Origin of the sequence: Sulfitobacter alexandrii, assembly GCF_001886735.1 — a bacterium.
Lineage (GTDB): Bacteria > Pseudomonadota > Alphaproteobacteria > Rhodobacterales > Rhodobacteraceae > Sulfitobacter > Sulfitobacter alexandrii.
Genome location: NZ_CP018076.1, coordinates 2014885 through 2038722, shown reverse-complemented (window position 1 = coordinate 2038722; position 23838 = coordinate 2014885). Strand labels below are relative to the sequence as shown.

At 66.9% G+C, this 23838-nt stretch carries 27 protein-coding genes, 1 tRNA gene and 1 pseudogene; 19 read left to right on the top strand and 10 right to left on the bottom strand.

Annotation, left to right across the window (positions count from 1 at the left end; all coding sequences use genetic code 11):
- Positions 1-17 precede the first annotated feature (17 nt).
- From BOO69_RS10030 to BOO69_RS10020, 3 genes and pseudogenes are all read left to right on the top strand, one after another.
- Positions 18-1493: a leucyl aminopeptidase gene (locus tag BOO69_RS10030; RefSeq protein ID WP_071972041.1), complete on the top strand. Its 1476-nt coding sequence runs from the start codon at positions 18-20 to the stop codon at positions 1491-1493.
- Between the two features lie 33 nt (positions 1494-1526).
- Complete coding sequence (locus BOO69_RS10025; RefSeq protein ID WP_071972040.1) at positions 1527-1925, top strand: VOC family protein; 399 nt, start codon at positions 1527-1529, stop codon at positions 1923-1925.
- Positions 1925-2382, top strand: a pseudogene (locus BOO69_RS10020) (DNA polymerase III subunit chi). The gene BOO69_RS10025 and the pseudogene BOO69_RS10020 overlap by 1 nt, the downstream one beginning before the upstream one ends.
- 119 nt (positions 2383-2501) lie before the next feature.
- Here the strand turns inward: BOO69_RS10020 and BOO69_RS10015 are convergent.
- The 3 genes from BOO69_RS10015 to BOO69_RS10005 form a co-directional block, all read right to left on the bottom strand.
- On the bottom strand, positions 2502-3083 hold the full coding sequence (locus BOO69_RS10015; RefSeq protein WP_071972039.1) for a TIGR02281 family clan AA aspartic protease: 582 nt from the start codon (positions 3081-3083) through the stop codon (positions 2502-2504).
- Positions 3084-3144: 61 nt separating this feature from the next.
- Complete coding sequence (locus tag BOO69_RS10010) at positions 3145-3777, bottom strand: MarC family protein (protein ID WP_071973754.1); 633 nt, start codon at positions 3775-3777, stop codon at positions 3145-3147.
- An 85-nt stretch (positions 3778-3862) separates the two neighbouring features.
- On the bottom strand, positions 3863-5722 hold the full coding sequence (locus BOO69_RS10005) for an ABC-F family ATP-binding cassette domain-containing protein (protein ID WP_172839526.1): 1860 nt from the start codon (positions 5720-5722) through the stop codon (positions 3863-3865).
- A gap of 106 nt (positions 5723-5828) precedes the next feature.
- Between BOO69_RS10005 and ndk the strand changes: the two genes are divergently transcribed.
- The gene (gene ndk / locus BOO69_RS10000) at positions 5829-6251 is read left to right on the top strand and encodes a nucleoside-diphosphate kinase (protein ID WP_071972037.1); all 423 of its coding nucleotides are present in this window, start codon (positions 5829-5831) and stop codon (positions 6249-6251) included.
- Positions 6252-6336: 85 nt separating this feature from the next.
- Here ndk and BOO69_RS09995 read toward each other — a convergent pair whose 3' ends face one another.
- On the bottom strand, positions 6337-6753 hold the full coding sequence (locus tag BOO69_RS09995) for a DUF4112 domain-containing protein (protein ID WP_071972036.1): 417 nt from the start codon (positions 6751-6753) through the stop codon (positions 6337-6339).
- Between the two features lie 276 nt (positions 6754-7029).
- A complete protein-coding gene (locus BOO69_RS09990) occupies positions 7030-7992 on the bottom strand; it encodes an aldose epimerase family protein (RefSeq protein ID WP_071972035.1) in 963 nt (320 codons plus the stop codon).
- Positions 7993-8030: 38 nt separating this feature from the next.
- On the opposite strand from BOO69_RS09990, the gene BOO69_RS09985 reads away from it, so the two are divergent.
- The 8 genes from BOO69_RS09985 to ureG all read left to right on the top strand — a co-directional run bounded on the left by BOO69_RS09985 (position 8031) and on the right by ureG (position 13368).
- On the top strand, positions 8031-9008 hold the full coding sequence (locus tag BOO69_RS09985) for an urease accessory protein UreD (RefSeq protein ID WP_156874906.1): 978 nt from the start codon (positions 8031-8033) through the stop codon (positions 9006-9008).
- A gap of 1 nt (position 9009) precedes the next feature.
- The gene (locus BOO69_RS09980) at positions 9010-9312 is read left to right on the top strand and encodes an urease subunit gamma (protein ID WP_071972034.1); all 303 of its coding nucleotides are present in this window, start codon (positions 9010-9012) and stop codon (positions 9310-9312) included.
- Positions 9313-9324: 12 nt separating this feature from the next.
- Positions 9325-9510 (top strand): hypothetical protein, encoded by a 186-nt coding sequence (locus BOO69_RS09975; RefSeq protein ID WP_071972033.1) that lies wholly within the window; start codon positions 9325-9327, stop codon positions 9508-9510.
- Positions 9507-9812: an urease subunit beta gene (locus BOO69_RS09970; RefSeq protein ID WP_071972032.1), complete on the top strand. Its 306-nt coding sequence runs from the start codon at positions 9507-9509 to the stop codon at positions 9810-9812. Before BOO69_RS09975 ends, BOO69_RS09970 begins: the two co-directional genes overlap by 4 nt.
- 69 nt (positions 9813-9881) lie before the next feature.
- Positions 9882-11591: an urease subunit alpha gene (gene ureC, locus BOO69_RS09965; protein ID WP_071972031.1), complete on the top strand. Its 1710-nt coding sequence runs from the start codon at positions 9882-9884 to the stop codon at positions 11589-11591.
- A gap of 16 nt (positions 11592-11607) precedes the next feature.
- Positions 11608-12093 (top strand): urease accessory protein UreE, encoded by a 486-nt coding sequence (locus BOO69_RS09960; RefSeq protein ID WP_071972030.1) that lies wholly within the window; start codon positions 11608-11610, stop codon positions 12091-12093.
- Positions 12083-12730 carry an urease accessory protein UreF gene (locus BOO69_RS09955; RefSeq protein ID WP_071972029.1) on the top strand — a complete coding sequence of 216 codons (648 nt, stop codon included), beginning with the start codon at positions 12083-12085 and terminating at the stop codon, positions 12728-12730. The genes BOO69_RS09960 and BOO69_RS09955 overlap by 11 nt, the downstream gene beginning before the upstream one ends.
- Complete coding sequence (gene ureG, locus BOO69_RS09950; RefSeq protein WP_071972028.1) at positions 12727-13368, top strand: urease accessory protein UreG; 642 nt, start codon at positions 12727-12729, stop codon at positions 13366-13368. The genes BOO69_RS09955 and ureG overlap by 4 nt, the downstream gene beginning before the upstream one ends.
- A gap of 59 nt (positions 13369-13427) precedes the next feature.
- On the opposite strand, the gene BOO69_RS09945 is transcribed toward ureG, so the two are convergent.
- Positions 13428-13847 carry a hypothetical protein gene (locus tag BOO69_RS09945; RefSeq protein ID WP_172839525.1) on the bottom strand — a complete coding sequence of 140 codons (420 nt, stop codon included), beginning with the start codon at positions 13845-13847 and terminating at the stop codon, positions 13428-13430.
- Between the two features lie 192 nt (positions 13848-14039).
- On the opposite strand from BOO69_RS09945, the gene BOO69_RS09940 reads away from it, so the two are divergent.
- The 3 genes from BOO69_RS09940 (at position 14040) to BOO69_RS09930 (ending at position 16009) form a co-directional block, all read left to right on the top strand.
- Positions 14040-14741, top strand: coding sequence for a VIT1/CCC1 transporter family protein (locus BOO69_RS09940; RefSeq protein WP_071972026.1), 702 nt, complete (start codon positions 14040-14042; stop codon positions 14739-14741).
- Positions 14742-14852: 111 nt separating this feature from the next.
- On the top strand, positions 14853-15791 hold the full coding sequence (locus BOO69_RS09935) for a pirin family protein (protein ID WP_071972025.1): 939 nt from the start codon (positions 14853-14855) through the stop codon (positions 15789-15791).
- A 141-nt stretch (positions 15792-15932) separates the two neighbouring features.
- A tRNA-Asp gene (locus BOO69_RS09930) sits at positions 15933-16009 on the top strand.
- A gap of 74 nt (positions 16010-16083) precedes the next feature.
- On the opposite strand, the gene BOO69_RS09925 is transcribed toward BOO69_RS09930, so the two are convergent.
- Positions 16084-16965 carry an alpha/beta fold hydrolase gene (locus tag BOO69_RS09925; protein WP_071972024.1) on the bottom strand — a complete coding sequence of 294 codons (882 nt, stop codon included), beginning with the start codon at positions 16963-16965 and terminating at the stop codon, positions 16084-16086.
- A 71-nt stretch (positions 16966-17036) separates the two neighbouring features.
- Between BOO69_RS09925 and BOO69_RS09920 the strand changes: the two genes are divergently transcribed.
- Complete coding sequence (locus BOO69_RS09920) at positions 17037-17993, top strand: DMT family transporter (protein ID WP_071972023.1); 957 nt, start codon at positions 17037-17039, stop codon at positions 17991-17993.
- Here BOO69_RS09920 and BOO69_RS09915 read toward each other — a convergent pair.
- Positions 17976-18896, bottom strand: a complete 921-nt coding sequence (locus tag BOO69_RS09915; RefSeq protein WP_071972022.1) for a LysR family transcriptional regulator — start codon at positions 18894-18896, stop codon at positions 17976-17978. The two genes, BOO69_RS09920 and BOO69_RS09915, sit on opposite strands and share 18 nt — an antisense overlap.
- 136 nt (positions 18897-19032) lie before the next feature.
- Between BOO69_RS09915 and BOO69_RS09910 the strand changes: the two genes are divergently transcribed.
- Together BOO69_RS09910 and BOO69_RS09905 are read left to right on the top strand one after the other, a co-directional pair.
- Positions 19033-19263, top strand: coding sequence for a DUF1127 domain-containing protein (locus tag BOO69_RS09910; protein WP_083545497.1), 231 nt, complete (start codon positions 19033-19035; stop codon positions 19261-19263).
- Positions 19256-19510 carry a DUF1127 domain-containing protein gene (locus BOO69_RS09905; RefSeq protein WP_071972020.1) on the top strand — a complete coding sequence of 85 codons (255 nt, stop codon included), beginning with the start codon at positions 19256-19258 and terminating at the stop codon, positions 19508-19510. Before BOO69_RS09910 ends, BOO69_RS09905 begins: the two co-directional genes overlap by 8 nt.
- A gap of 213 nt (positions 19511-19723) precedes the next feature.
- Here the strand turns inward: BOO69_RS09905 and BOO69_RS09900 are convergent, their stop codons facing one another.
- Both BOO69_RS09900 and BOO69_RS09895 read right to left on the bottom strand, forming a co-directional pair.
- The gene (locus BOO69_RS09900; RefSeq protein ID WP_071972019.1) at positions 19724-21094 is read right to left on the bottom strand and encodes a M20/M25/M40 family metallo-hydrolase; all 1371 of its coding nucleotides are present in this window, start codon (positions 21092-21094) and stop codon (positions 19724-19726) included.
- Positions 21095-21163: 69 nt separating this feature from the next.
- The gene (locus tag BOO69_RS09895) at positions 21164-22360 is read right to left on the bottom strand and encodes a multidrug effflux MFS transporter (RefSeq protein ID WP_071972018.1); all 1197 of its coding nucleotides are present in this window, start codon (positions 22358-22360) and stop codon (positions 21164-21166) included.
- Between the two features lie 215 nt (positions 22361-22575).
- Here BOO69_RS09895 and hemA point away from each other — a divergent pair, with 215 nt between their 5' ends.
- Positions 22576-23799, top strand: coding sequence for a 5-aminolevulinate synthase (gene hemA, locus BOO69_RS09890; RefSeq protein ID WP_071972017.1), 1224 nt, complete (start codon positions 22576-22578; stop codon positions 23797-23799).
- Positions 23800-23838 lie beyond the last annotated feature (39 nt).

Below are 23838 nucleotides of genomic sequence, written 5' to 3'. Positions count from 1 at the left end.
AGTACAAGGGCCCCCACATGACCGACCTCACGCCGATCACCTTCACCGAAACCGACATCGACCGGATCGCCGGTCACGAGGGGCGGATCGCCGTGTTCGTCAACCCGGAAGGCAGGCTGGACGCGGGCGCGCGGCGCGTGAACAAGCTGATGCGCGGGGCGCTGGCGCGGCTGGTGGAGGGCGACAAGTTCGCCAAGCTCAAGCCGGGGCAGGGCGTGGCGATGGCCTATCCGTCCGGTCTTGCCGCCGAAGCGGTGGACGTGATCCACATGCCCCGCCGGGTGAGCGTGTCCGAGGCCCGTCGCGCCGGTGCGACGCTGGCCAAGACGCGCGGCACTGCCGACCTGCTGGTGCTGGCCGCCGGTCTGCGCCGGGTGGCCGAAACGGCCTTCGGCCTCGCGATGCGCGACTACGGATTCGAGGATCACAAGAGCAGCCCGCAGGAACGCAAGGGCGCGGTCACGATCATGTGCAGCAAGCCGGACGAGGCGCAGGCCGCCGCGGCACCGCTGATGGCGGTGGCCGAGGGCGCCTTCATGACGCGCGACCTTATCAACGCCCCCGCCAACGTGCTGACCACGACCGAATTCGCCGACCGGCTCGTCGCGATGGAAAAGCTGGGCCTGAAGGTCGAGGTGCTGGAGGAAGCCGATCTCGAAAAGCTGGGGATGCGCACGCTGCTCAGTGTCGGGCAGGGCTCCGACAGCCCGTCCAAGGTCGTGGTCATGCGCTGGGAAGGCGGCAAGAAGGATGCGGCGCCGCTCGCGCTGGTGGGCAAGGGCGTCGTCTTCGATACCGGCGGCATCAGCCTCAAGCCCGGCGCGGGGATGGAGGACATGACCATGGACATGGGCGGCGCGGGCGTCGTCGCTGGCGTCATGCGCAGCCTTGCGCTGCGCAAGGCCCCGGCGAACGTCGTGGGCCTTGTCGGGCTGGTGGAGAACATGCCGTCGGGCAACGCGACCCGTCCGGGCGACGTCATCACCTCGATGAAAGGCGACACGGTCGAAGTCATCAACACCGATGCCGAGGGGCGGTTGGTGCTGTGCGACGTGATGTGGTACGCACAGGACCGCTTCAAGCCCGCCGCGATGGTCGATCTCGCGACGCTGACGGGCGCGATCATCGTGGGGCTCGGCCACGAGAACGCGGGCGTCTTTTCCAACGACGACGGCTTCTGCGGCGATTTCCTCAAGGCGGCGGAGGCCGAGGGCGAAGGCGCCTGGCGCATGCCCCTGGGCCAGGCCTACGATGACCAGCTCAAAAGCCGGATCGCGGACATGAAGAACGTCGGCGGACGGGCGGCGGGGTCGATCACCGCGGCGCAGTTCCTGCAGCGCTTCGTCAAGGAGGACACCCCGTGGATCCATCTCGACATCGCCGGTGTCGCCTCGGTCAAGTCGGAAACCGCCCTCGCGCCCACCGGTGCGACGGGCTGGGGTGTCGCGGCGCTGGACCGGCTGGTGCGGGACCGGTTTGAAGGCGACAGGTGACGGCGTAGACTGGCGTGGCAAAGGAGGCCGCTTATGCTGATTCCCGCGACCCGCTACCGTGATTGCGAAGCCGCGCTGACCTTCCTGACGGAAGTGCTGGCGTTCGAGCCCTTGCAGGTCTTTCGCGACGACGACGGCGTGCTGGTCCACGTCGAGCTGAAGCTGGGGCAGGGGGTCTTCATGTTCGGCCCCGACCGGGACAATGCCTTCGGGCGCTACATGGTCCACCCCGACCGCGCCGGGGGGGAGACGACGACCATCTACGCCGTGGTCCCGGACGTCGCCGCGCGCCACGAGAGGGCCGTGGCCGCGGGCGCGGATGTCGTCCTGCCGCTGGAGGCGCAACCGCAGGGCGGGTCCAGCTTCACGCTGCGCGATCCCGAGGGCCATGTCTGGACCTTCGGCGACTACGATCCGGGGGCGGCGGCCTGATGGGGGCCGCCTATTTCTATCACCTCACCCGCCGCCCGCTGGCGGAAACGCTGCGGACCCTGCTGGAACGGTCGCTGGCCCAGGGCTGGCGTGTCGCCGTCCGCGGATCCGATCCCGCGGCGCTGGAGGCGCTGGACCGCGCCCTCTGGCTCGGGCCCGAGGACAGCTTCCTGCCGCACGGCATGGCCGGGGGCCGCATGATGCGGCGCAGCCCGTGCTGCTCACCTCCGCGGACCACGCCCCCAACGAACCGGCCTGCGTGATGTCCGTGCACGGAGCCGAGGTCGCGCCCGCCGAGGTCATGGCACTGGAACGGGTCTGCGTCCTGTTCGACGGCAGCGATCCTGCCGCGCTCGACCGCGCGCGCCATCAATGGAAGACTCTCAAACAGGCAGGCGTGTCGGCGCAGTACTGGTCCGAAGACTCGGGCCGGTGGGAAAAGAAAGCCGAGACCTGACCCCGCCCGAGGCGTCGGGGCAGGGGCGGGCCCCCGGCTTCTTTATGCCAAAAATACTCATTCCGACCCGTCAGCCCGAACCGCGGTAGGGGCCGCCGGCGGGCGGGGGCCACCGGGCCCTACCGCGTCAGGATCAGTTCGTCGTTCGCGATCTCGATCCGGCCCCAGCGCTGGAGATAGCCCATCCCGAGGAGCGATTGCCGCATGTCGCCTTCGTTCACGACGGCAGGCACGTTGCGGTCCGTGACCGGGCCGAGCGTGACCTCTTCCAGCCGCACGAAGGCGGTACGCACCGCGCCGTTGGCCGTGTTGGCGGTGCCGTGGAAATTCAGCGTCTCGAGGTCGATCCCCGCCAGCCGGGCGTCCGCGCGGGTCAGCACAAGGTCCGTCGCGCCGGTGTCGACGACAAAGCGGATCGGGGCGTCGTTGATATCGAGCGTCAGGTAGTAATGGCTGTCGCGCGCCCTTGGCACCACGATCCGGTCACCGTCGGTCAACACCATCTGCGGGCGCGCCGCGTCGCGGCTGATGTCCTGCCAGAGGCCCACGGCAGCGGCGCCGCCGACGAATATCATCGCCCAGACCGCCATGTACTGCAGGCTGCGGTTCAAATTCTCGCGCGATTGCAGGAAGAACCAGCCGGCCAGCACCGCCCCCAGCACGCAAAGGTAGACCAGTTGCATCGTGTCGGTTTCACCCATCGGGTCGGCTCCCTCTCTCTCGCTTGGCCCCCGTCATAGATAGGGAGGATGCGGGCCCATGTCAGCCCGCGCCGGGGCCGAAGCCGAAGGCGATCAGCCCGTCCAGCACGAACTGGACGGAAAGCGCGGCCAGCAACATGCCCAGCAGACGGGTGATCACGTCGATCCCGGTCTTGCCGATCAGGTGTTCCACCCAGCTTGCGGCCTGCAGCACCAGCGCCATGACGAGCAGGGTCAGCGCGGTGATGCCGAGAACGGTCACCAGCCCCTCGGCGCCCGGCCGCTCGCCGGTCAGCAGGATGACCGACGCGATGGAACCGGGGCCGGCCATCAGCGGGATCGCCAGCGGAAAGACCGAAGGATCGGTGACGTCCGCCTCCTCGGTCCGGTCCTCGCGCCGCTTGGTGCGGCGTTCGAACAGCATGTCGAGGGCCGTGAGAAACAGCAGGATCCCGCCCGCGACGCGGAAGGCGGGCATCGAGATCCCGACAAAGCCCAGCACCGCCTCGCCCAGAAAGGCAAAGAGCGTCAGCACGAAACCTGCCACCAGCACCGCGCGCCAGGCGATGCGCCGGCGTTCGGCCCGGCTCATCCCGGGGGTCAGCGCGATGAATAGCGGCGCGATGCCGATGGGGTCGATCACCACGAACATGGTCACCAGCGCTGTGATCATGTAGGCGGTATCCAAGGTCATGCACCGGCCCCGCGCCGCAGCCTTGCCTGTCCCGCAGGCCGGGGCCGTGGACATCCGGAACGTTCGCTATGGCGCGCGGCCGGGATCATGCGCTGGCCTTTTCCAGCTTCTCCAGCGCGGTCATCCACAGTCCCTCGGCACGTTCGAGCGCCTGCATCACCTCGGCGTACTTCTTGTTCCAGACTTCCAGCTCGCCCACCTTGGTGTCCTCGTAGAGTGCCGGATCGGCCAGCTTCTTGGCCAGCTTGTCACGCATGTCGTTGATCTTCTCAACGCGTGCCTCGGACTTGCGGACCTCGGCGCGCAGGGCGAGGATGTCCTCGCGGCTGGCGCGCTTGGGCTTGGGCGTCTCTGCCGGCTTGCTGTTCTTGCTGACCGGTTTCGTCGGCTGGAGCAGCATCTTGCGGTAGCTTTCCAGATCGTCCTCGTAGGGGGTCACGGTGCCGTTCGACACCAGCCACAGCCGGTCCGCCACCATCGACAGCAGGTGCATGTCGTGGCTGACAAGGATCACCGCGCCGGAATATTGCGTCAGCGCCTCCACCAGCGCCTCGCGGCTCTCGATGTCGAGGTGGTTGGTCGGTTCGTCGAGGATCAGCAGGTGCGGTGCGTCCAGCGTGGCCAGCAGCAGCGACAGCCGCGCCTTCTGTCCGCCCGACAGGCGGCCCACCTCGGTTTCGGCCTGGTCCGCCCCCAGCCCAAAGCCCGCCAGTTGCGCGCGCAGCTTGGAATGCAGCACGCCGGGTCGCGCGCTGATCATGTGCTGCAGCGGCGTCTCGTTCACGTGCAGCTCGTCCACCTGATGCTGGGCGAAAAAGCCGATGCGCAGCTTGTTGGCCTTCACCGCCTTGCCATCCATCAGCACCAGCCGGTCGGACAGAAGCTTTGACAGCGTCGATTTGCCCTGGCCGTTCTTGCCCAGAAGCGCGATGCGGTCGTCCTGGTCGATGCGCAGGTTCAGCCGCGACAGCACCGGCTTGCCGGCGGTGTACCCGGTCGATCCGCCCTCGATCGAGATGATGGGGGGCGACAGTTCTTCGGGTTCGGGAAAGGTGAAGACCCGTTTCGCCGCCTGCTCGGGCGTCGAGATCATGTCCATCTTCTCGATCATCTTGAGGCGGGACTGGGCCTGCTTGGCCTTGGATGCCTTGGCCTTGAAGCGGTCCACGAAGGCCTGCATGTGTTCCCGGCGGGCCTGCTGCTTCTTGGCCATCGCCGCCTGCACGGCCCGTTGTTCGGCGCGCTGGCGGGCGAACTGGTCGTAGGGGCCCTGGTAGTAGGTCAGCTTGCGGTCCTCGAGGTGCAGGATGCCGCCGACGGCGCGGTTCAGCAGCCCGCGGTCGTGGCTGATGATGATGACCGTGTGGGGATACTTGGCCAGGTAGTTTTCCAGCCAGATCGATCCTTCGAGGTCGAGGTAGTTGGTCGGTTCGTCCAGCAGCAGAAGGTCGGGCTGCGCAAAGAGCACCCCTGCCAGCGAAACCCGCATGCGCCAGCCGCCCGAGAAATCCGAACACGGCATCTGCTGTTCCGCGTCGTCGAAGCCGAGACCCTTGAGTATCGAGGCCGCGCGCCCTTCGGCGGACCAGGCGTCGATGTCGGCCAGCCGCGACTGGATGTCGGCGATGCGGCCCGCTTCCGTCGCGGTCTCGGCCTCGGCCATCAGGGCGGCGCGTTCGGTGTCGGCGGCCAGCACGGTGTCGATCAGCGACACGTCAGAAGAGGGCACTTCCTGCGCCACGCCGCCGATCTTGGCCCGGCTGGGCAGGCTGATGTCGCCCCCATCCAGCGCCAGTTCGCCGCGGATGATGCGGAACAGGGTGGTTTTGCCCGCGCCGTTGCGCCCGACGAGGCCGACCTTGTGGCCTTCGGGGATCACGGCGCTGGCCTCTTCGAACAGGGGGCGCCCCTCTACGGAGTAGCTGATTTCGGAAATGCGTAACATGCGCGGGGTGTGAACCAAGTTGCAGGCCCCGTCAATCGCGGCTTTTCAAGGCCGGGACCCCATGCTAGGAGGCGCCAAATTCAACACCCCCGAAGGAGCAAGTCCCATGGCACTTGAGCGCACGTTTTCGATCATCAAGCCCGACGCCACCCGCCGCAACCTGACCGGCGCGATCAACAAGAAGTTCGAGGACGCAGGTCTGCGCATCGTGGCGCAGAAGCGGATTCACCTGACCAAGGCGCAGGCGGGCGAATTCTACAAGGTGCACGCCGAGCGTCCCTTCTATGACGAACTGTGCGAGTTCATGGCTTCCGCCCCGATCGTGGCGCAGGTGCTGGAAGGCGAGGGCGCCATTGCCAAGAACCGTGAAGTGATGGGCGCGACCAACCCCGCCGACGCCGAAGCCGGCACCATCCGCGCCGAATTCGCCGAAAGCGTTGGCGAGAATTCCGTGCACGGGTCGGACGCCCCCGAAACCGCGGCGGTCGAGATCGCCTATTTCTTCTCGGGCCTCGAACTGGTCGGCTGAAACGGCATCGACCGGCCTCTGCCGGTCGGCAGGACAGTGCAAACGCCCTCGCGGGATGCCGCGGGGGCGTTTCGCGTTCAGGGTGTCATCCGCGCAGGTTCGGGTGATGCGACGACAGGGTCCCTTCGACCTGATCGGTGCGGGGCGCACGGGCGGCTTCTTCGCGCAGGTGGCGTTCCAGAAGGTCGACGTTGCGGATCTTGGATTTCCAGCCCACGTCGAAAATGTCGCCGATCAGCGGCACCGCGCCGACGATCAGGTCGATGCCCGAATTGATGACCATGCGGGCCAGCACGTGTTTCGGTGCGCCGAGCCTGTGGGACTTGTGAATGATGTAGGCGGACGGGGCGAGCGCCAGGGTGTCGCCGACACCCGGCAGCAGGCCGATGATCGCATCCCAACCAAAGCGGATGCCCGTTCCCGGGATCCGGAAGGCGGTGTCCATCCGCGTGGCCAGGCGGCGCAGCCGGGCGAGTTCATCGGCGTGGGCGTGTTCTTCCAAGGTCGCGATCCTTTCCTCTGCTCGGGAACAAAGGTGGCGCACGGCCTTGCGGCTTCAAGGGGCAAGGGCCCCTCAGATGCTGGCGTAGTCGGTGAAGATCGGGGGCTGCGGCTTGGGCGCATCCTTGGCTGGCTGCTGCGCTTCGGGCGGTTCCTGCGGCCGCGGGGCCGGCGGTGGATCGGTCTGCGACATGTTGCGTCTCCTGCGGGGGCGCGGACCTGCGCCCGAGGTTACGTTGGCTCACAACCGTGCCGACAAGTGGGCGCAAAGGGGGTATTATCTTGCCGACAGGATCCTGTAGCGGGTCGTCTGTCGCCACGTGTCTTCCGGCCGCAGCAGGATCGACGGGAAATGGTCATGCGTCGGCGCATCCGGCCAGAATTGCGGTTCCAGCGCCATGGCGTGGAACGGTCTCAGCCCGCGCCCGCCGGAAACCGCGCCGGGCCGGTCGGGCAGGAAGGCGCCGTTGTAGACCTGAAGGCCCGGCGCGTCCGTCTCGATTTCGAGCGTGACACCGTCGCCGCCGGTCAGGGTCGCCACGGTCCTCGGTTGTGGGGCCGGCGTGTCGGAAAGGCAGAAATTGAGGTCGAGCGGCGCATCACCGGGCACGGGCCGCGCGGCGCGGAAATCATGTGCCGTCTCCGCAACGGGCCGGATCTCGCCCGTGGGCAGCCCGCTCGCGTCCACCGGCAGCAGGTGGTCGGCGGCCACCCGCAGCCTGTGGGTCGACACGTCGGCGGCGGTGTCGAGGGTCCAGTAGGGATGATGGGCGAGGTTCATCGCCGTCAGCCTGTCCGTCCGCGCTTGGAGGATGACGGTCAGCGCATCGCCGTCGAGCGTATATGCCGCGCTGATCTCGCGCGTGCCGGGCAGACCGCAAGCGCCGTCCGGCAGGGTCAGCCCAAGGTGCAACCGTGCCTCGTCCTGCGCGAGAACGTTCCAGTGGCGGGCGTGAAGACCGTCTGGACCGGAATGCAGCGTGTTCGTGCCCTCGTTGCGGGGCATCTGGTGGGTCTCGCCCGCAAGGACGAGCCGGCCGTCCGTGATCCGGTTGGCCACCGGTCCCACGACGGCCCCGGCAAAGACGGGGATCAGCGCGTGATCCTGCGGGTCGGAGAAGCCCAGCACGAGGTTCCCCTCCCGCCCTGCGAAGTGCAGGCCGACCAGTGACGCACCGTAGGGCAGAACCCGCGCGGTCAGACGGTCGGAGCGCAGGATGAGCGGGTCAAATGCAGACATGCGCCCTTGATGCGGTCTGATGTCCACGCGGGCAAGCCATGCCGCAGGCCTTTGCACAAAAATTCATCACGGTGATCCGAAACAGGGCGAATTGCCGCCCTGCGCCGCGCATTCGATTGCGGCGGTCGGACGCGCCGCTACGCTGGCCCCGCACGCACCTGAAAGGACACGCCATTACCGCCGCCGCACCACAGGACTGGCTCGACGCCACGCCGCTTCAGCCCCGCACGCGGGGCAGCGGGCAGATCACGGTGCAGGCGGACGCCGAGGGGGTCACGCGGCTGAGCCGGCTGCGCCAGTCGGGCGCCATGAAGCTGATCCTGCCCCGCGTGTTCCGCCCCGACGTCGAAGCCGTCATCGTCAACACGGCGGGCGGCGTCACTGGCGGAGACCAGCTGGCGCTCGCGGCCACGGCGCGGCCCGGGGCCTGCCTGACACTCAGCACCCAGGCGGCGGAGCGGATCTATCGCGCGCAGCCGGGCGAGACCGGCAGGGTGGCAACGACGCTGACCGTGGGGCAGGGCGCTCGTATCAACTGGTTGCCGCAAGAAACGATCCTGTTCGATCACGCCGCTCTGGACCGTCGGCTGAAGGTGGATCTTGCGCGGGATGCGACGTTCCTGATGGTCGAGACGCTGGTCTTCGGACGCGCGGCGATGGGCGAGGTGCTGGGCAACGCCCACTTGCGGGACCGCATCGCGATCGACCGGGACGGCGCGCCGCTGTTCCGCGACGGGATCGCGCTGGACGGTGATGTGCAGGCGCATCTGGCGCGTCCGGCCATCGCGGGCGGTGCAGGCGCGGTCGCGACCGTGGTCCTTGCCGGTGTGGCCGCCGACGGGTTTCTGGCGCCGTTGCGCGCCCTGTTGCCGCGCGACGCGGGGGCCAGCCTTCTGCCCGGCGGAGTGCTGGTGGCGCGGCTGCTGGCGGCGGACAGTTTCGAGCTGCGCCGCGCGCTGATCCCGGCACTGCTGCTGCTGAACGATGGCCGCCTGCCGCTGAACTGGAGACTTTAGAATGCAACTGACCCCACGGGAAAAGGACAAGCTTCTGGTGGCGATGGCCGCCGAAGTCGCGCGCAAACGGCTGGCACGGGGGGTCAGGCTGAACCATCCCGAGGCCATCGCGCTCATCACCGACACGGTGGTCGAGGGCGCGCGCGATGGCCGTTCCGTGGCCGACATGATGGAAGCGGGGGGGCAGGTACTGACCCGTGACCAGTGCATGGAAGGCATCGCCGAGATGATCCACGAGGTTCAGGTCGAAGCGACCTTTCCCGATGGCACCAAGCTGGTGACCGTCCACAACCCGATCCGCTGAAAGGAAATTGCCATGAAACATCTGATGCTTCTGCCCGCGCTGCTGCTGGCGCCTCCCGCGCTCGCCCATCCGGGCCTGCATGTCGCGCCCCACGGGGCGGAATGGATGCCGGTCTTCATGGGGCTGGCACTGATCGTGGCCGCCGGCGCTGTCGCGTTGCACGGTCGTGTCCGGGCCCGGGGGCGCGGGCGCAGATGATTCCCGGAGAGATCCTGCCGGCCGCGGGGGATATCGTCCTCAACGCGGACCGCGAGGCGATCACGCTCATGGTCGCCAACACCGGCGACCGGCCGGTGCAGGTGGGCAGCCACTATCACTTCGCAGAAACCAACCCGGCGCTGGACTTCGACCGCGTGGCGGCACTGGGCCGGCGGCTGGACATCGCGGCGGGCACCGCGATCCGTTTCGAACCCGGCCAGCGACGCGAGGTCGCGCTGGTGCCCTACGGCGGCGACCGGGTGGTTTACGGTTTCAATGGCAAGGTGATGGGGGCGCTGTGACCCGGCGTGCCGACCAAAAGGCCGGGCAAGCACGCTGTCCCGCGCCTTCGACAATGACAGGAGCCTGACATGCCCGTTTCGATTCCCCGCGCGCAATACGCCGCCATGTACGGCCCCACCACCGGCGACCGGGTCAGGCTGGCGGACACCGACCTCGTGATCGAGGTGGAGCGCGACCTGACCACCTACGGCGAAGAAGTGAAGTTCGGCGGGGGCAAGGTCATCCGTGACGGCATGGGCCAGTCGCAGGTCACGCGCGCCGGTGGCGCCGTCGACACCGTCATCACCAATGCGCTGATCGTTGATCATTCCGGCATCTACAAGGCCGACGTGGCCCTGAAGGACGGGCTGATCCATGCCATCGGCAAGGCGGGCAACCCCGACACGCAACCGGGCGTGGACATCATCATCGGGCCGGGAACCGAGATCATCGCGGGCGAGGGCCGGATCCTGACCGCCGGTGGCATCGACAGCCACATCCACTTCATCTGCCCGCAACAGATGGAGGATTCGCTGCATTCCGGGGTCACCACCTGTTTCGGGGGCGGAACCGGTCCCGCGCACGGCACGCTTGCCACCACCTGCACGCCGGGGCCTTGGCACATCGGGCGGATGTTGCAGGCCTTCGACGCGATCCCGATGAACGTCGGGCTGTCGGGCAAGGGCAACGCCAGCCAGCCCGAGGCGCTGGTCGAGATGGTGAGGGCGGGCGCCTCGGCCCTGAAGCTGCACGAGGACTGGGGCACGACCCCGGCCGCCATCGACTGCTGCCTGTCGGTGGCCGACGACATGGATGTGCAGGTGATGATCCACACAGACACCCTGAACGAAAGCGGCTTCGTCGAGCACACGGTCAAGGCGATGAAGGGCCGCACCATCCACGCCTTCCACACCGAAGGCGCCGGGGGCGGCCATGCACCGGACATCATCAAGATCTGCGGTGAGAGCTTCGTGCTGCCGTCCTCCACCAACCCCACGCGCCCCTTCACGGTCAACACACTTGAAGAGCATCTGGACATGCTGATGGTCTGCCATCACCTCGACAAATCCATTCCGGAGGACATCGCCTTTGCGGAAAGCCGCATCCGGCGCGAGACCATCGCGGCGGAAGACATCCTGCATGACATGGGCGCTTTCAGCATCATCGCCTCCGACAGCCAGGCGATGGGCCGGGTGGGCGAGGTGCTGATCCGCACCTGGCAGACCGCCGACAAGATGAAGAAGCAACGCGGGCGGCTGCCCGAGGAGACGGGCGACAACGACAATTTCCGCGTCCGCCGCTACATCGCGAAGTACACGATCAACCCCGCAATCGCGCAGGGCATCTCGCATGTCGTCGGGTCCATCGCGCCGGGCAAGCGGGCGGACCTCGTGCTGTGGAGCCCGGCCTTCTTCGGGGTGAAGCCGGAAATGGTGCTGATGGGCGGAACCATCGTGGTGGCGCAGATGGGCGACCCCAACGCATCGATTCCCACGCCGCAACCGGTTCACACCCGGCCCATGTTCGGCGCCTTCGGGCGGTCGGTGGAACAGTCGAGCGTGACCTTCGTGTCGGAAGCGGCCCAAACCGACGGCATCCGCGCCACGCTGGGGCTGGCCAAGCAGACCGTCGCGGTCGCCAATACACGCAGCATCGGCAAGGCTGACCTGCTGCTGAACGACGCCACACCCGAGATCGAGGTGCACCCCGAAACCTACGAGGTCCGCGCCGATGGCGAACTGCTGACCTGCGAACCCGCCGAGGTGCTGCCGATGGCGCAGCGCTATTTCATGTTCTGAGCAGAAGGAGCCTGTCATGACCCAAGAGACCCGGAGCCTGCCTGTCGCGCGGGAGCTGTTGAAGGCCGGCACCTGGACCGGCGCGGCCGAGCGCTGCGTGCTGGACTACGACGGCCGTTTCCTGCGGCGCAAGCGGCTGCTGACCGAAGATGGGCAGCCGTTCCTGGTGGACCTGGCGCAGACCACCTCGCTCGATCACGGGGATGCCCTGCTGCTGGATGACGGCAGGCGGGTGGAGATCCGCGCGGCGGCGGAAACGCTGTTGCGGGTGACCGGGCCGAGCCTTGCCCGGCTGGCGTGGCACATCGGCAACCGGCACACGCCCTGCCAGATCGCGGAGGACCATCTGCTGATCCAGAACGATCCGGTGATCGGTCACATGCTGGAACATGTGGGCGCGACGCTGACCGAGGTCACGGCGCCTTTCACGCCGGAGGGCGGTGCCTATGGCCACGGGCGGACCCACAGCCACGAACACGGGCATACGGCGCATGCGCACTGACAGCGATCTTCTGATCCTCGCGCAATGGTTTTCGCCCAGCTATCCGCTGGGTTCATTCGCTTATTCGCACGGGTTGGAGACGGCCATCGCGGCGGGTCGCATCGATGATGCCGACAGCCTGCTCGCGTGGTTGCAGGACGTGCTGGCACATGGCACCGGCCTGAACGACTGCATCCTGATCCGCGCGGCCCACGCCTGCGATGACGCGGCCGCAGCGATCGGGGTGGATGCCCGCGCCCGCGCCTTTGCCAGCAGTGCCGAACGTCTGGCAGAAACCCTCGTGCAGGGGGGGGCCTTTGCCCGGACCACCGCCGCCATCTGGGGCGGCACGCTGCCGGAGCTCACCCATCCCGTCGCGGTGGGCTATGCCGCCGGACGGATGTCGCTGCCGCTGGAACTGACGGCACAGATGTATCTGCAGGCGTTTGCCGGCAATCTGGTTTCGGCGGCGGTGCGGTTGGTTCCGCTGGGTCAGACCGAGGGACAGGCCTGCCTTGCGGCCCTCGGCCCGCTGGTGGCGCAGGTCGTGGAGAAGAGCCGGGACATGGACCTCGACGATCTGGCCAGCAGCGCCTTTCTGTCGGACGTTGCCGCGATGCGACACGAAACACTCGAACACAGGATATTCAGATCATGACCCCCATGAACGGCCCCTTGCGCATCGGGATCGGCGGACCCGTCGGCGCGGGCAAGACGACCCTGACCGCCGCGCTGGCACGCGCCCTTCATCCCGCGCTCTCGATCGGTGTCATCACCAACGACATTTACACGCAGGAAGACGCCGAGGCGCTGATGCGCATGCAGATCCTGCCGCAGGACCGGGTGATCGGGGTGGAAACCGGGGGCTGCCCGCACACGGCAATCCGCGAGGACGCGTCGATCAACCTCGCCGCCATCGCCCAGATGCGCGCGCGGCATCGCGACCTCGACCTTGTGCTGATCGAAAGTGGCGGCGACAACCTGTCCGCGACCTTCAGCCCGGAGCTGGCGGATGTGACGATCTACGTGATCGACGTGGCGGCGGGCGAGGAGATCCCGCGCAAGGGCGGCCCGGCGATCACCAAGTCGGACTTGCTGGTCATCAACAAGACCGACCTTGCCCCCCACGTCGGTGCCTCGCTGGAAGTGATGGCACGGGACGCGGCGCGGATGCGCGGTGACCGGCCCTTCCTGTTCTGCGCCCTGCGCCATGGCGAGGGGATCGACGCCGTGGTGAGACAGGTGATGTCGATCGGAGGCGTGCAGATGCCGGCGGACGCGGGCGCGGTGGTCTAGAACGCGAAGGGCCCGCACGGTGGTGCGGGCCCCTTGACGGTGCGGGAAGGCGCGGCCTGTCAGCCGTCGCTTTCCTCGATCTGTTCGGGGGTGACAATGACGCCCCGCTCCACGAAGAACGCGCCCGTCCGGTAGAAGGGCACGAAGGCTTCCGTCTGCATCTCGCCACGGCCGTTGTCGACGGGATTAACGATCTCCTGCTTCTCCTCGGTCGCGGCGCGCAGTTCGTAGCGATAGACGCCGTCCTGAGCCTCGCCCGGTTTCAGTTCAAACACGGGCGTTCCGGATTTCGCGAAGATCTCGGTGATCTTGCCGTTCGGGGCCGCGACCACCATGCTGGCGTTGCTCAGCCCGATCCAGTTCTCGAACCAGACGGCGTTGGAATTGTGCTGCTGCACCGGGTCGGCGGCCCAGGCGGCGTTGGCGCTGAATACGGCGAGTGTTGCGGTCAGGGCAAATGATTTCAATAGACGGGACATGACATACCTCGTTCCGTTCGGAAATACGCGGGGCACGCGGCCCCGTCATTACAAGAACATGACTCCGGCGCCGCTGGCAAGTGTCGTGCCGCCGGAGACGGCGGGTGGGCGATGTCGGGCTGGTGTCGCGGCGGCAGTTCGCCTAACACGAAAGGGCGGACCCCTGCCGGATCCGTCGAACCGAAGGCCGCCATGAGTTACTCAGCACATCCCGAAGCCCATCTCGTCCATCGCATCGGATGGCTGCGCGCCGCCGTTCTCGGCGCGAACGACGGTCTCGTATCCACCGCCAGCCTCGTTGTCGGGGTCGCGGCGGCGGGATCGGGCCGGCCCGAGGTTTTGATCGCGGGACTCGCCGGGCTGGTCGCCGGGGCCATGTCGATGGCGGCAGGAGAATACGTGTCCGTCAGCTCGCAGTCGGACACGGAAAATGCCGACATCGCCCGCGAGAAGGCGGAACTGGAAGCCGCGCCCGAAGCGGAACTGGAAGAACTGACGCAGATCTACGTGCTGCGCGGTCTCGATCCCGAACTGGCGCGGCAGGTCGCGACCCAGTTGACGCGGCACGATGCGCTGGGGGCGCACCTGCGGGATGAACTGGGGATCGTCGATACCGCCGCCGCCCGGCCGGTGCAGGCGGCCATGGTGTCCGCCGTGACCTTTGCCGCCGGGGCGGTGGTGCCCCTGATCGTCGCCGCGCTGAGCGGGCAGGCCCATATCGCGCTGGCCGTCGCCCTGACGACGCTGGTCGCGCTGGCTGTGCTGGGCGGCCTCGGGGCGATCGTCGGTGGGGCGGGGGTGTTGCGCGGCGCGGCGCGTGTCATGTTCTGGGGCGCGCTGGCCATGGGGGCGACCGCCGGCGTCGGGGCGTTTTTCGGCGTGTCGCTGGGCTGACGAGACAGCGACCGTAGCGCGCGCCCCTCGCACAGATCATGTGCACGCGCGGTGGCTAGGCAAGCGGGCCCGCTGCGCCTACCTTCGAGGCGAGCAAGACAGGAGCCCGACATGAGCTGGAACCCCGCCCTCGACCCCGATTGCCCCATTGGCGATGCCGTGGATGCCATCGACACCGTGATCGTCCCCCGTGCCCGTGACCTTGGCGGATTCGAGGTGCGCCGCGCGCTGCCCGCGCCGAAACGGCAGATGGTCGGGCCCTTCATCTTCTTCGACCAGATGGGGCCGGCGGAGTTCCTGACCGGCAAGGGCATCGACGTGCGGCCGCACCCGCATATCGGGCTGGCCACGGTGACCTATCTCTACAAGGGCAAGATCCACCACCGCGATTCGCTGGGCACCGATCAGTGGATCGAACCGGGCGCGGTCAACTGGATGGTGGCGGGGCATGGAATCACCCATTCCGAGCGCACGGATGGCGACGTCATCAAGTCGCCGCACAGCCTGTTCGGCCTTCAGACATGGGTTGCCCTGCCGCAGAAGCACGAAGACGAGGCGGCGGATTTCCAGCACGCGGCCAAGGAAGATCTGCCGCTGCTGGAGGGCGAGGGCAAACAGGTCCGGCTGATCCTCGGGGATGCCTACGGCGAGACCGCACCGGTCAGGGTCTTTTCCGAGACCTTCTACGCCGATGCACTGCTCGAGGCCGGTGCGTCGATCCCGCTGCCCGACAATCACGAGGACAGGGGGCTTTACGTGGTCTCCGGCAGCGTGACGGTCAGCGGGCAGGACTTCGAGGCGGGCCGCATGCTGGTGTTCCGTCCGGGCGACCGGATCAGCGCCCGTGCCGGAGAGGAGGGCGCGCGCATCATGCTGCTGGGAGGGGCGACAATGGACGGACCGCGCCATATCTGGTGGAATTTCGTCGCGTCGTCGAAGGACCGCATCGATGCGGCAAAGGAAGCGTGGCGGGCCGGCGACTGGGCGCATGGCCGGTTCAAGCTGCCGCCGAACGACGATGCCGAATTCATACCCGCGCCCGCCCGCTGAGGCCCTGACATGGGGGGTGCCCGGACAGGCAACGGCAGGCTGGAATTTTTCTGCATTTTCCTCCGGATTGCGTCTTGACGGTCCGGGCCTGCGCTCATATTACCACCAAACGCTTCGGGGCCAGCCTCGAAGCCGCAGTGGGCGGTTGTAGCTCAGTTGGTTAGAGTACCGGCCTGTCACGCCGGGGGTCGCGGGTTCGAGCCCCGTCAACCGCGCCACCGCTGCTTGAAAGGCTCCCGATCGGGGGCCTTTCTGCTTTTCGGGCCAAGGGTTTGGACCGGGGCGGTGACCGTCACCCATCGAGCGACGACAGGAAGTCGAGCAGCGCCGCGCCGGTTTCGGCCGGATGTTCGTCGACGAAGAAATGCCCGCCCGGCATTTCCCTCGCGCGCATGTTCTCGAGCCGGTCGGCCCAGGTCGCGGGCACGTCGTAGCGGCGCCCCATCACGCCGTCCTTGCCCCACATCACCAGCGCGGGGCAGGACAGCCGCCTGCCGAGGTCGGCGGCATCGAGGTCCACATCCACATCCAGCGTGGCGCGGTAGTCGGCGCACATCCCGCGTATGGTCTGCGGGTCGCGCCACGCGGCCCGGTAGGCGGCCAGCGCGTCGGCGTCGAAATCGGACACCGTGGATGCGCCCCAGCCTGTCAGCGCCGTTTCAAAGTAGGCGTCGGGATCGAATCCGATCATGTTTTCGGGCAGGGGCGCGGGCTGGGCCAGGAAGAACCAGTGGTAATAGTCCCGCGCGACATGGCGGGTAAGTTCGCTCAGGATCAGGTGCGTGGGCACGATGTCCATCACCGTCAGGCTCCGCACCGCTTCGGGCGCGTCCAGCGCCATGCGGTGCGCCGTACGGCCACCCCGGTCATGCCCCACGAGGTGAAACCGCTCGAACCCGAGGTCACGCATCAGCGCCAGCGGATCAGCGGCCATTTCGTGGAAGCTATAGGCCGCGGTGCCTTCGGGCTTGGCGCTGTCGCCGTAGCCCCTCAGATCGGGCGCGATCACCGTGTACCGCTGCGCCAGCACCGGGCCGACCGCGTGCCACATGGCGTGGGTCTGCGGAAAGCCGTGCAACAGCAGGACGGGCGGGCCATCGCCGCCGCGCGCATAGGCGACCCGCTGGCCGTTGGCCTGCGTGACATGGGTGTCGAACCCCTTGAGAATGCTCATGATCCGTCCTTTCGGGAAATTCGCGCACTTGCAGCCTAACAAACCTGCGTCGCGCCTTGTAAGAGGGTGACATGAACGTCGCCGCGATCCCACAGGCCCGGCTGGGCATTTTCTGCATGCTGGCGGGCATGTTCCTGATTTCCGTCAACGACATGCTCATCAAGTCGCTCTCGGGAGGGTATCCGCTGCATCAGCTGGTGCTGCTGCGATCCTGCGTGGGGCTGGTGTTCACATTGTTCCTGCTGCGGCTCGAAGGCGGCTGGCGGCTGCTGCGTACCGGTCGCCCCGCGCTGCACGTCCTGCGGGCACTGCTGATCGTCTTTGCCAACTCGATGATCTATGCCGCGATCGTGGCGATGCCGCTGGCCACGGCGAACGCGCTGTATTTCGTGGCACCGCTGTTCGTCACGCTGCTGTCCATCCCGATTCTGGGAGAGCCTGTCGGCCCGCGCCGCTTTGCGGCCATCGGGCTGGGCTTTGCCGGGGTGCTGCTGATGATGGCACCGCAATTGGCAGGCGGAGAGGACGCGCTGGGGTGGGTCGTGGTCCTGCCGGTGCTCGCCGCGGCGGGCTACGCTACGATGTCGGTGCTGACCCGCAAACTCGGCGCGACCAGCCGGGCCTCGGCGCTGGCGCTGCACATGCAGATCGCCTTCATCCTCGTCAGCGTCACGGTCTTTGTCGTGGCGGGCGACGGTCGCTTTGCCGAAGGCACGCAGAACGAAAGCATCCGCTTTCTGCTGCGCGCCTGGACATGGCCCCCGCGGGCGGACGTCCTGCCCATCGCCTTGCTGGGTCTTGTCGCGGCCGCGGTCGGCTACCTGATGTCGCAGGCCTACCGGCTGAGCCCCGCATCGGCGGTGGCGCCCTTTGAATATTCGCTGCTGATCTACGCCCTGTTCTGGGGCTGGACGATCTTCGGCGAATGGCCCGCGCCGATGGTCTTTCTCGGGGCGACGGTGGTGATCGGGTCGGGCATCTACGTGTTTCTGCGCGAGGGCGAGCGCAAGTCAGCCCGCCGCCTTTAGCGCCGGGGCGGTCGCGCGCCGGTCGAACCGGTCCACAAGAAAATCGACGAAGGCGCGGATGGCGGGAGACAGGTTGCGCTTCTGGGCGTAGCTCACGGCCACGTCCGCGTGGCTTTGCGTGTATTCGGGGAACAGCCGGACAAGGTCGCCCGAGGCGATGCGGTCTTCGACCAGGTAGGTAGACAGCCGCGCGATCCCCAGTCCCGACAGGGCGGCGATGAAGACGGCATCCGCGCTGTTGCCCTCGAAATTGCCGTCAGCCTCGACCGCGTAGGTGACACCGTCGAGTTCCGCGTGCCAGGCGTTGCGGCCCCGCGCGTTCGACGTTCTCAGGCAGTTGAAGCGCGTGAGGTCGGCGAAGGTCTCGGGCTTGCCGTGGCGGGCAATGAACGACGGCGCGGCGCACAGGATGCGCTCGTTGCGCATGATGCGCCTAACGATCATGTCCGGATCGGTCAGCTGTTCCGCAAAACTGATCGCGGCATCGTAGCCTTCCTCTTCGATGTCGATCGTCCGGTCGGTGAGTTCGAGCGAGAACTTGATCTCGGGATAGGTGGCCAGGAAATCCGGCAGCACGTGGATCAGTTGCGCCTTTCCGAAAGCCACGCTCGACGCCACCCGCAGAAGCCCCGAGGGCGCGTCACCGAAACTCTGGATGTAGTCTTCGGCCTCCTCGAACTTGTCCGCCAGCGCGCGGCATTTCTCGTAGTAGCGCGCGCCTTGCTGGGTCAGCGACACCCCGGCCCTCGTCCGGCGCAGGAGGCGGTGGCCCACGTGGTCCTCGAGGTTGCCGATCTGCTTGCTGACCGCCGAGGGCGTCTGTCCGCTGGCCCTGGATGCGGCGGAAATGCTGCCGGTCTCCACCACCCTGACGAATGCGAGCATCTGGGATGAAACGTCCATGTCCGTGCGGTGCCTTTCCTTTTCGGCATAGCCCCTATGCGCCATCAGAGGGTTTAAAACAAAGGGTGTGCCGTCTATCTCTGCATTGCAGCATATATACTGCATCGCAGCAAAGACAACGAGAGGAGTGGCCGTCATGGCAACTGCAACGCATCACAGCCAATCCACTGCACAGCGATTGGGCACATCATTCGACCACCTGCGAGCGGCCTTTGGGCTGGCCCGCAAGCGCCGCGCGATCTTTCGGCGCACATTCGACGAACTGGCCGGTCTGACGGACCGCGAACTGGCCGACATCGGCATCCCGCGTTCGCACATCCGCCGCACCGCCCGAGACACCGCTTACATGGAGACACAACATGGCTGATCAAGGCACGATCGACAGACAATCAGGAATTCAGGATCACTTCGCCGGGCTTTGGGCGACCACGGCAAACGTCTTTCGGCCCGTGGGCCGCATGATGGGCCACGCCGTGAAGGCGATGCAGTACAGCCGCATGGTTGCCGTCCTCATGGACCGCAGCGACGCGCAGCTTGCGGCCATCGGCATCACCCGCGAGGACATCCCGCGCCACGCGGCCTTTCTGGTCGACTACGAATACGACGGGCTCTGAGCCTCTCCCACAGGATTTCGCGCGGTTCCCCGCGCAGCAGCATCAATGGCGCGGCGTCGACCGCAAGCGTCATTGCCAGGCAGCCGGCCTCGCTCCTCCCAGAGATCGCCGGATGCCGACCTTAACGGTGCTTCCTCCCTGAAGCCGTTATGCAGACCGGCACGTTCACCTCCTCCCGAACGTGCCGGTCGCCGTTTTTCCGACCCTCTCCGATCAGGTCAGCGCATCAAGGATCCGCGCCCAGGACCGGATCCCCTTGTGGAAGCTTTCCATGTCGTACTTCTCGTTCGGAGAATGCAGGGCGTCATCGTCCTTGCCGAAGCCGATCAGCATCGGCTCGGTGCCAAGGATCTGCTGGAAATGTCCGGCGATGGGGATGGACCCGCCGCAGCCAATATAGGCGGCGGGCACGTTCCATTCCTCCGACAGGGCCTGGCGCGCCTGTTCGAACATCGGACCGGAAATGTCGGCTCCCGAGGCGCCGCTGGCGCCGTGCCCGTGGAAAGTGACCTCGCAATCGTCGGGCAGGGCGTCCTCGACCATGGTGCGGAAGTTCTCGCGGATGGCCAGCGGATCCTGTGATCCGACCAGACGGAACGATATCTTGGCATGGGCCATGGACGGCAGCACCGTCTTGAACCCGTCGCCGGTATAGCCGCCCCAGATGCCGTTCACTTCGCAGGTCGGACGCGACCAGATCATCTCGAGCGGGGTGCGGTCCTGCTCCCCGGCAGGGATTGCGAGGCCGACGTCGCTCAGGAAGGCCTCGTGGTTGAAAGCCAGGCCCTGCCATTGCGCCTCCAGCTCGTCCGGCAGTTCCGGCACGCCGTCGTAGAAACCCGGGATCGTCACGCGGCCGGTCTCGTCATGGAGGCCCGCGATCACCTTGCTGAGGGCGCGGATCGGGTTCATCGCGATGCCGCCGTACATCCCGGAGTGAAGATCCTTGCTGGCCGCCTTGACCGTCAGTTCCTCGCCGAGCAGGCCGCGCAGCATCGTCACGATGGCGGGCGTCTTCGATTCGAACAGACCCGTATCGCAGATCAGCGCCACGTCGGTTTTCAGTTCCTCGGCGTTTTCCTTCATGAAGGGGACGAGCGAGGGCGAGCCCGATTCCTCTTCGCCTTCGAGGAAGAAGGTGATGCGGCAGGGCCAGTCGCCCTTGACTTCCTTCCACGCGCGCAGCGCTTCGACGAAGGTCATCAGCTGGCCCTTGTCGTCCGACGACCCGCGTCCCCGGATCACCTTGCCCTTGGGCGTGTCCTGCACTTCCGGATCGAAGGGATCGCGGTCCCACAGGTTGAGGGGATCGACCGGCTGAACGTCGTAGTGGCCGTAGAACAGAAGGTGCGGTCCACCGTCGCCGAGGTGGCCCACCACCATCGGGTGACCCGGCGTCGCCCGCTTGCTGGCGTCGATGCCCATGGATTGCAGGTCCGCCACGAGCCAGTCGGCGGCGCGGTCGCAGTCCGCCTTGTAGGCGGGATCGGTGGAGATCGACGGGATGCGCAGCAGTTCGAGCAGGCGTTCGGTTGCGGCGGGCAGATCGCTGTCGATCCGGCTCAGGACGTCTTCAATGGACATGGGGATGCTCCGTTGGTGATGTTGCGCGCGACCGTAACAGGCGCATCGCCGGTGTCCAGAGACCGGTCTCTAGCGCCGGTCGATCAGCCAGCCCAGCAGCAGGCAAAGCGACGCGGAGGTCGAGAAGGACAGCGTCAGAAGCCCGAGGCCGCCCGTGAAGTTTTCCGCGATCAGCGTGCCCACCGGGATGGCGATGCCGGTGGAAAACGCGCCCACGACGGCGGCCCCCAGCCCCGCGATATGGCCCAGAGGCTCCATCGCCAGCGCGTTGAGATTGCCGAACAGCAGCCCCATGAAGAAGAAATTGCAGATCAGCCAGAGCATGAACAGCGCGAAGGGCGGCGGCCCCTCGCTCGCCCAGGCGACAGCCCCGAAGGCGACACCGCCCAGAAGCGCGCCGGAGAGCGCCATGTTCGACAGGAAACGCATGCCCAGCCGTTCCACCAGCGCCGAGTTCACGATCGCGGCCACCCCGATGGAAAGGGCCCCCGCGGCAAACCACAGCGTGAAGTTAAGGCCGGTGTCGTAGGTGGTCTGGAAAATCTGCTGGGCGAGGCTGAGATAGGCGATGAACGGGCCGAAGATGAGCCCGGTGCAGACCGTGTAGCCGATGGCGGCTGGGGTCGTCAGGATCTCGCGGAGGCCCGAGAGCAGGCTGCGCGCGGACAGGGGGCGGCGCGCCTCTGGGGGCAGTGTCTCGACCTGTCGCAGGGCGAACCATGTCCAGGTGATGCAGGCCATCACCAGCAGCAGCGCAAAGGTGGCGCGCCAGCCGGAAAGGGTGATGAGCACCTGTCCCAGGCTGGGGGCCACGGCGGGCACAAGGATGAAGACCGCCATCACGAACGACATGATGCGGGCCATCTGCCGCCCGGCGTGGCCGTCGCGGACGATGGCGACGGCGATGATGCGCGGACCGGACATGCCCAGCCCCTGAAGCAGGCGGCCCAAGAGCATCAGCTCGAAGCTGGCGGTCAGCAGGCACATCACGGTGCCGGCGCAGAAGACGACGTAACTGGCGTGTGCCACGGGTTTGCGGCCGTAGCTGTCCGACAACGGCCCGACCAGAAGCTGCCCCAGGGCGAATCCGGCAAAGAGAACGGATATGATGAGATGCCCGTCGAGTGGGTCGGGATGCCCCAGATCGGTCGCGATCACGTCCAGCGCCGGCAGCATGATGTCCGTGGTCAGTGCCACCAGAGAGATCATCAGGGCGGTCAGGATGATGAATTCGACGGGGGAGGGGGCGGGCCTGGAAACTTGCATGGGTTCCTTTCGCCCAAACCCGTCCTGCGTGCAATGGCTTTTGCCGCAGCGCGGACAGGGGCGGAGGAGTGGGGATTTCCGGACTGGTCCGCCCCTGCGACACCAAGTACACCCGGTGGAAGTTGAATGTCCCGGAACGTTTCTATATTCGTTCTAAAAGAACGCGGCTTCGGGTGCCTTGCCGGCTGTCGTGACTGGAAGAAATGGAGAGGCGCATGGACTATACCGCGAAGCTAGACGAGGCCATTGCGCGTCTGCACGAGGAAGGGCGCTACCGCACATTCATCGACATCGAACGGCGCAGCGGCCAGTTTCCCCACGCGGTCTGGACACGCCCCGACGGGGCGGAGCAGGACATCACGGTGTGGTGCGGGAACGACTATCTCGGCATGGGCCAGAACCCCGTCGTGCTGGAGGCGATGGAAGAAGCGCTGCGGGCCACGGGCGCCGGTTCGGGCGGAACCCGGAACATCTCCGGCACCACGGTCTATCACAAGCGCCTCGAAACGGAACTCGCGGACCTGCACGGCAAGGAAGCGGCGCTGCTGTTCACCTCGGCCTACATCGCCAACGATGCCACGCTGTCGACGCTTCCCAAGCTGTTTCCCGGCCTCATCATCTATTCCGACGCGCTGAACCACGCGTCGATGATCGAGGGCGTCCGCCGCAACGGCGGGGCCAAACGGATCTTCCGGCACAATGACGTCGAACACCTGCGCCAGCTGCTCGAGGCGGACGACCCCGCGGCGCCCAAGCTGATCGCTTTCGAGTCGATCTACTCGATGGACGGGGATTTCGGCCCGATCGAGGCGATCTGCGACCTTGCGGACGAGTTCGGCGCGCTGACCTACATCGACGAGGTGCACGCCGTCGGCATGTACGGCCCCCGCGGCGCGGGCGTCGCGGAGCGCGACCGCCTGATGCACCGGCTCGACATCATCAACGGCACGCTGGCCAAGGCGTTCGGCGTGATGGGTGGCTATATCGCCGCGAGCGCCAAGATGTGCGACGCGATCCGGTCCTATGCGCCGGGTTTCATCTTCACCACGTCCTTGCCGCCTGCCGTGGCGGCGGGTGCGGCGGCCTCAGTCGCCTTTCTCAAGCGTGCCCCGGAACTGCGCGAGAAGCACCAGCAGCAGGCCAAGATCCTGAAGCTGCGGCTCAAGGGGCTGGGTCTGCCGATCATCGACCACGGCAGCCACATCGTGCCGGTCATGGTCGGAAATCCCGTCCACACCAAGATGCTGTCCGACATGCTGCTGGAAGATCACGGCATCTACGTCCAGCCGATCAACTTCCCGACCGTGCCGCGGGGCACCGAACGTCTGCGCTTCACGCCCTCTCCGGTGCATGGCCCGAAAGAGATGGATGCGCTTGTTCACGCGATGGACGGTTTGTGGTCGCATTGTGCGCTGAATCGTGCCGAAGCCGCTGGCTAGGCAGCAAAAACTCGTATTGCCCGTTGCCTTGTGTTAGGT

Bases quoted from the DNA above. Each gene is read 5' to 3' on its own strand.
- BOO69_RS10030 (WP_071972041.1), top strand. From the start codon at position 18: ATGACCGACCTCACGCCGATCACCTTCACCGAAACCGACATCGACCGG.
- BOO69_RS10025 (WP_071972040.1), top strand. From the start codon at position 1,527: ATGCTGATTCCCGCGACCCGCTACCGTGATTGCGAAGCCGCGCTGACC.
- BOO69_RS10015 (WP_071972039.1), bottom strand. From the start codon at position 3,083: ATGGGTGAAACCGACACGATGCAACTGGTCTACCTTTGCGTGCTGGGG.
- BOO69_RS10010 (WP_071973754.1), bottom strand. From the start codon at position 3,777: ATGACCTTGGATACCGCCTACATGATCACAGCGCTGGTGACCATGTTC.
- BOO69_RS10005 (WP_172839526.1), bottom strand. From the start codon at position 5,722: ATGTTACGCATTTCCGAAATCAGCTACTCCGTAGAGGGGCGCCCCCTG.
- ndk (WP_071972037.1), top strand. From the start codon at position 5,829: ATGGCACTTGAGCGCACGTTTTCGATCATCAAGCCCGACGCCACCCGC.
- BOO69_RS09990 (WP_071972035.1), bottom strand. From the start codon at position 7,992: ATGTCTGCATTTGACCCGCTCATCCTGCGCTCCGACCGTCTGACCGCG.
- BOO69_RS09985 (WP_156874906.1), top strand. From the start codon at position 8,031: ATGCCGCAGGCCTTTGCACAAAAATTCATCACGGTGATCCGAAACAGG.
- BOO69_RS09980 (WP_071972034.1), top strand. From the start codon at position 9,010: ATGCAACTGACCCCACGGGAAAAGGACAAGCTTCTGGTGGCGATGGCC.
- BOO69_RS09975 (WP_071972033.1), top strand. From the start codon at position 9,325: ATGAAACATCTGATGCTTCTGCCCGCGCTGCTGCTGGCGCCTCCCGCG.
- BOO69_RS09970 (WP_071972032.1), top strand. From the start codon at position 9,507: ATGATTCCCGGAGAGATCCTGCCGGCCGCGGGGGATATCGTCCTCAAC.
- ureC (WP_071972031.1), top strand. From the start codon at position 9,882: ATGCCCGTTTCGATTCCCCGCGCGCAATACGCCGCCATGTACGGCCCC.
- BOO69_RS09960 (WP_071972030.1), top strand. From the start codon at position 11,608: ATGACCCAAGAGACCCGGAGCCTGCCTGTCGCGCGGGAGCTGTTGAAG.
- BOO69_RS09955 (WP_071972029.1), top strand. From the start codon at position 12,083: ATGCGCACTGACAGCGATCTTCTGATCCTCGCGCAATGGTTTTCGCCC.
- ureG (WP_071972028.1), top strand. From the start codon at position 12,727: ATGACCCCCATGAACGGCCCCTTGCGCATCGGGATCGGCGGACCCGTC.
- BOO69_RS09945 (WP_172839525.1), bottom strand. From the start codon at position 13,847: ATGTCCCGTCTATTGAAATCATTTGCCCTGACCGCAACACTCGCCGTA.
- BOO69_RS09940 (WP_071972026.1), top strand. From the start codon at position 14,040: ATGAGTTACTCAGCACATCCCGAAGCCCATCTCGTCCATCGCATCGGA.
- BOO69_RS09935 (WP_071972025.1), top strand. From the start codon at position 14,853: ATGAGCTGGAACCCCGCCCTCGACCCCGATTGCCCCATTGGCGATGCC.
- BOO69_RS09925 (WP_071972024.1), bottom strand. From the start codon at position 16,965: ATGAGCATTCTCAAGGGGTTCGACACCCATGTCACGCAGGCCAACGGC.
- BOO69_RS09920 (WP_071972023.1), top strand. From the start codon at position 17,037: ATGAACGTCGCCGCGATCCCACAGGCCCGGCTGGGCATTTTCTGCATG.
- BOO69_RS09915 (WP_071972022.1), bottom strand. From the start codon at position 18,896: ATGGACGTTTCATCCCAGATGCTCGCATTCGTCAGGGTGGTGGAGACC.
- BOO69_RS09910 (WP_083545497.1), top strand. From the start codon at position 19,033: ATGGCAACTGCAACGCATCACAGCCAATCCACTGCACAGCGATTGGGC.
- BOO69_RS09905 (WP_071972020.1), top strand. From the start codon at position 19,256: ATGGCTGATCAAGGCACGATCGACAGACAATCAGGAATTCAGGATCAC.
- BOO69_RS09900 (WP_071972019.1), bottom strand. From the start codon at position 21,094: ATGTCCATTGAAGACGTCCTGAGCCGGATCGACAGCGATCTGCCCGCC.
- BOO69_RS09895 (WP_071972018.1), bottom strand. From the start codon at position 22,360: ATGCAAGTTTCCAGGCCCGCCCCCTCCCCCGTCGAATTCATCATCCTG.
- hemA (WP_071972017.1), top strand. From the start codon at position 22,576: ATGGACTATACCGCGAAGCTAGACGAGGCCATTGCGCGTCTGCACGAG.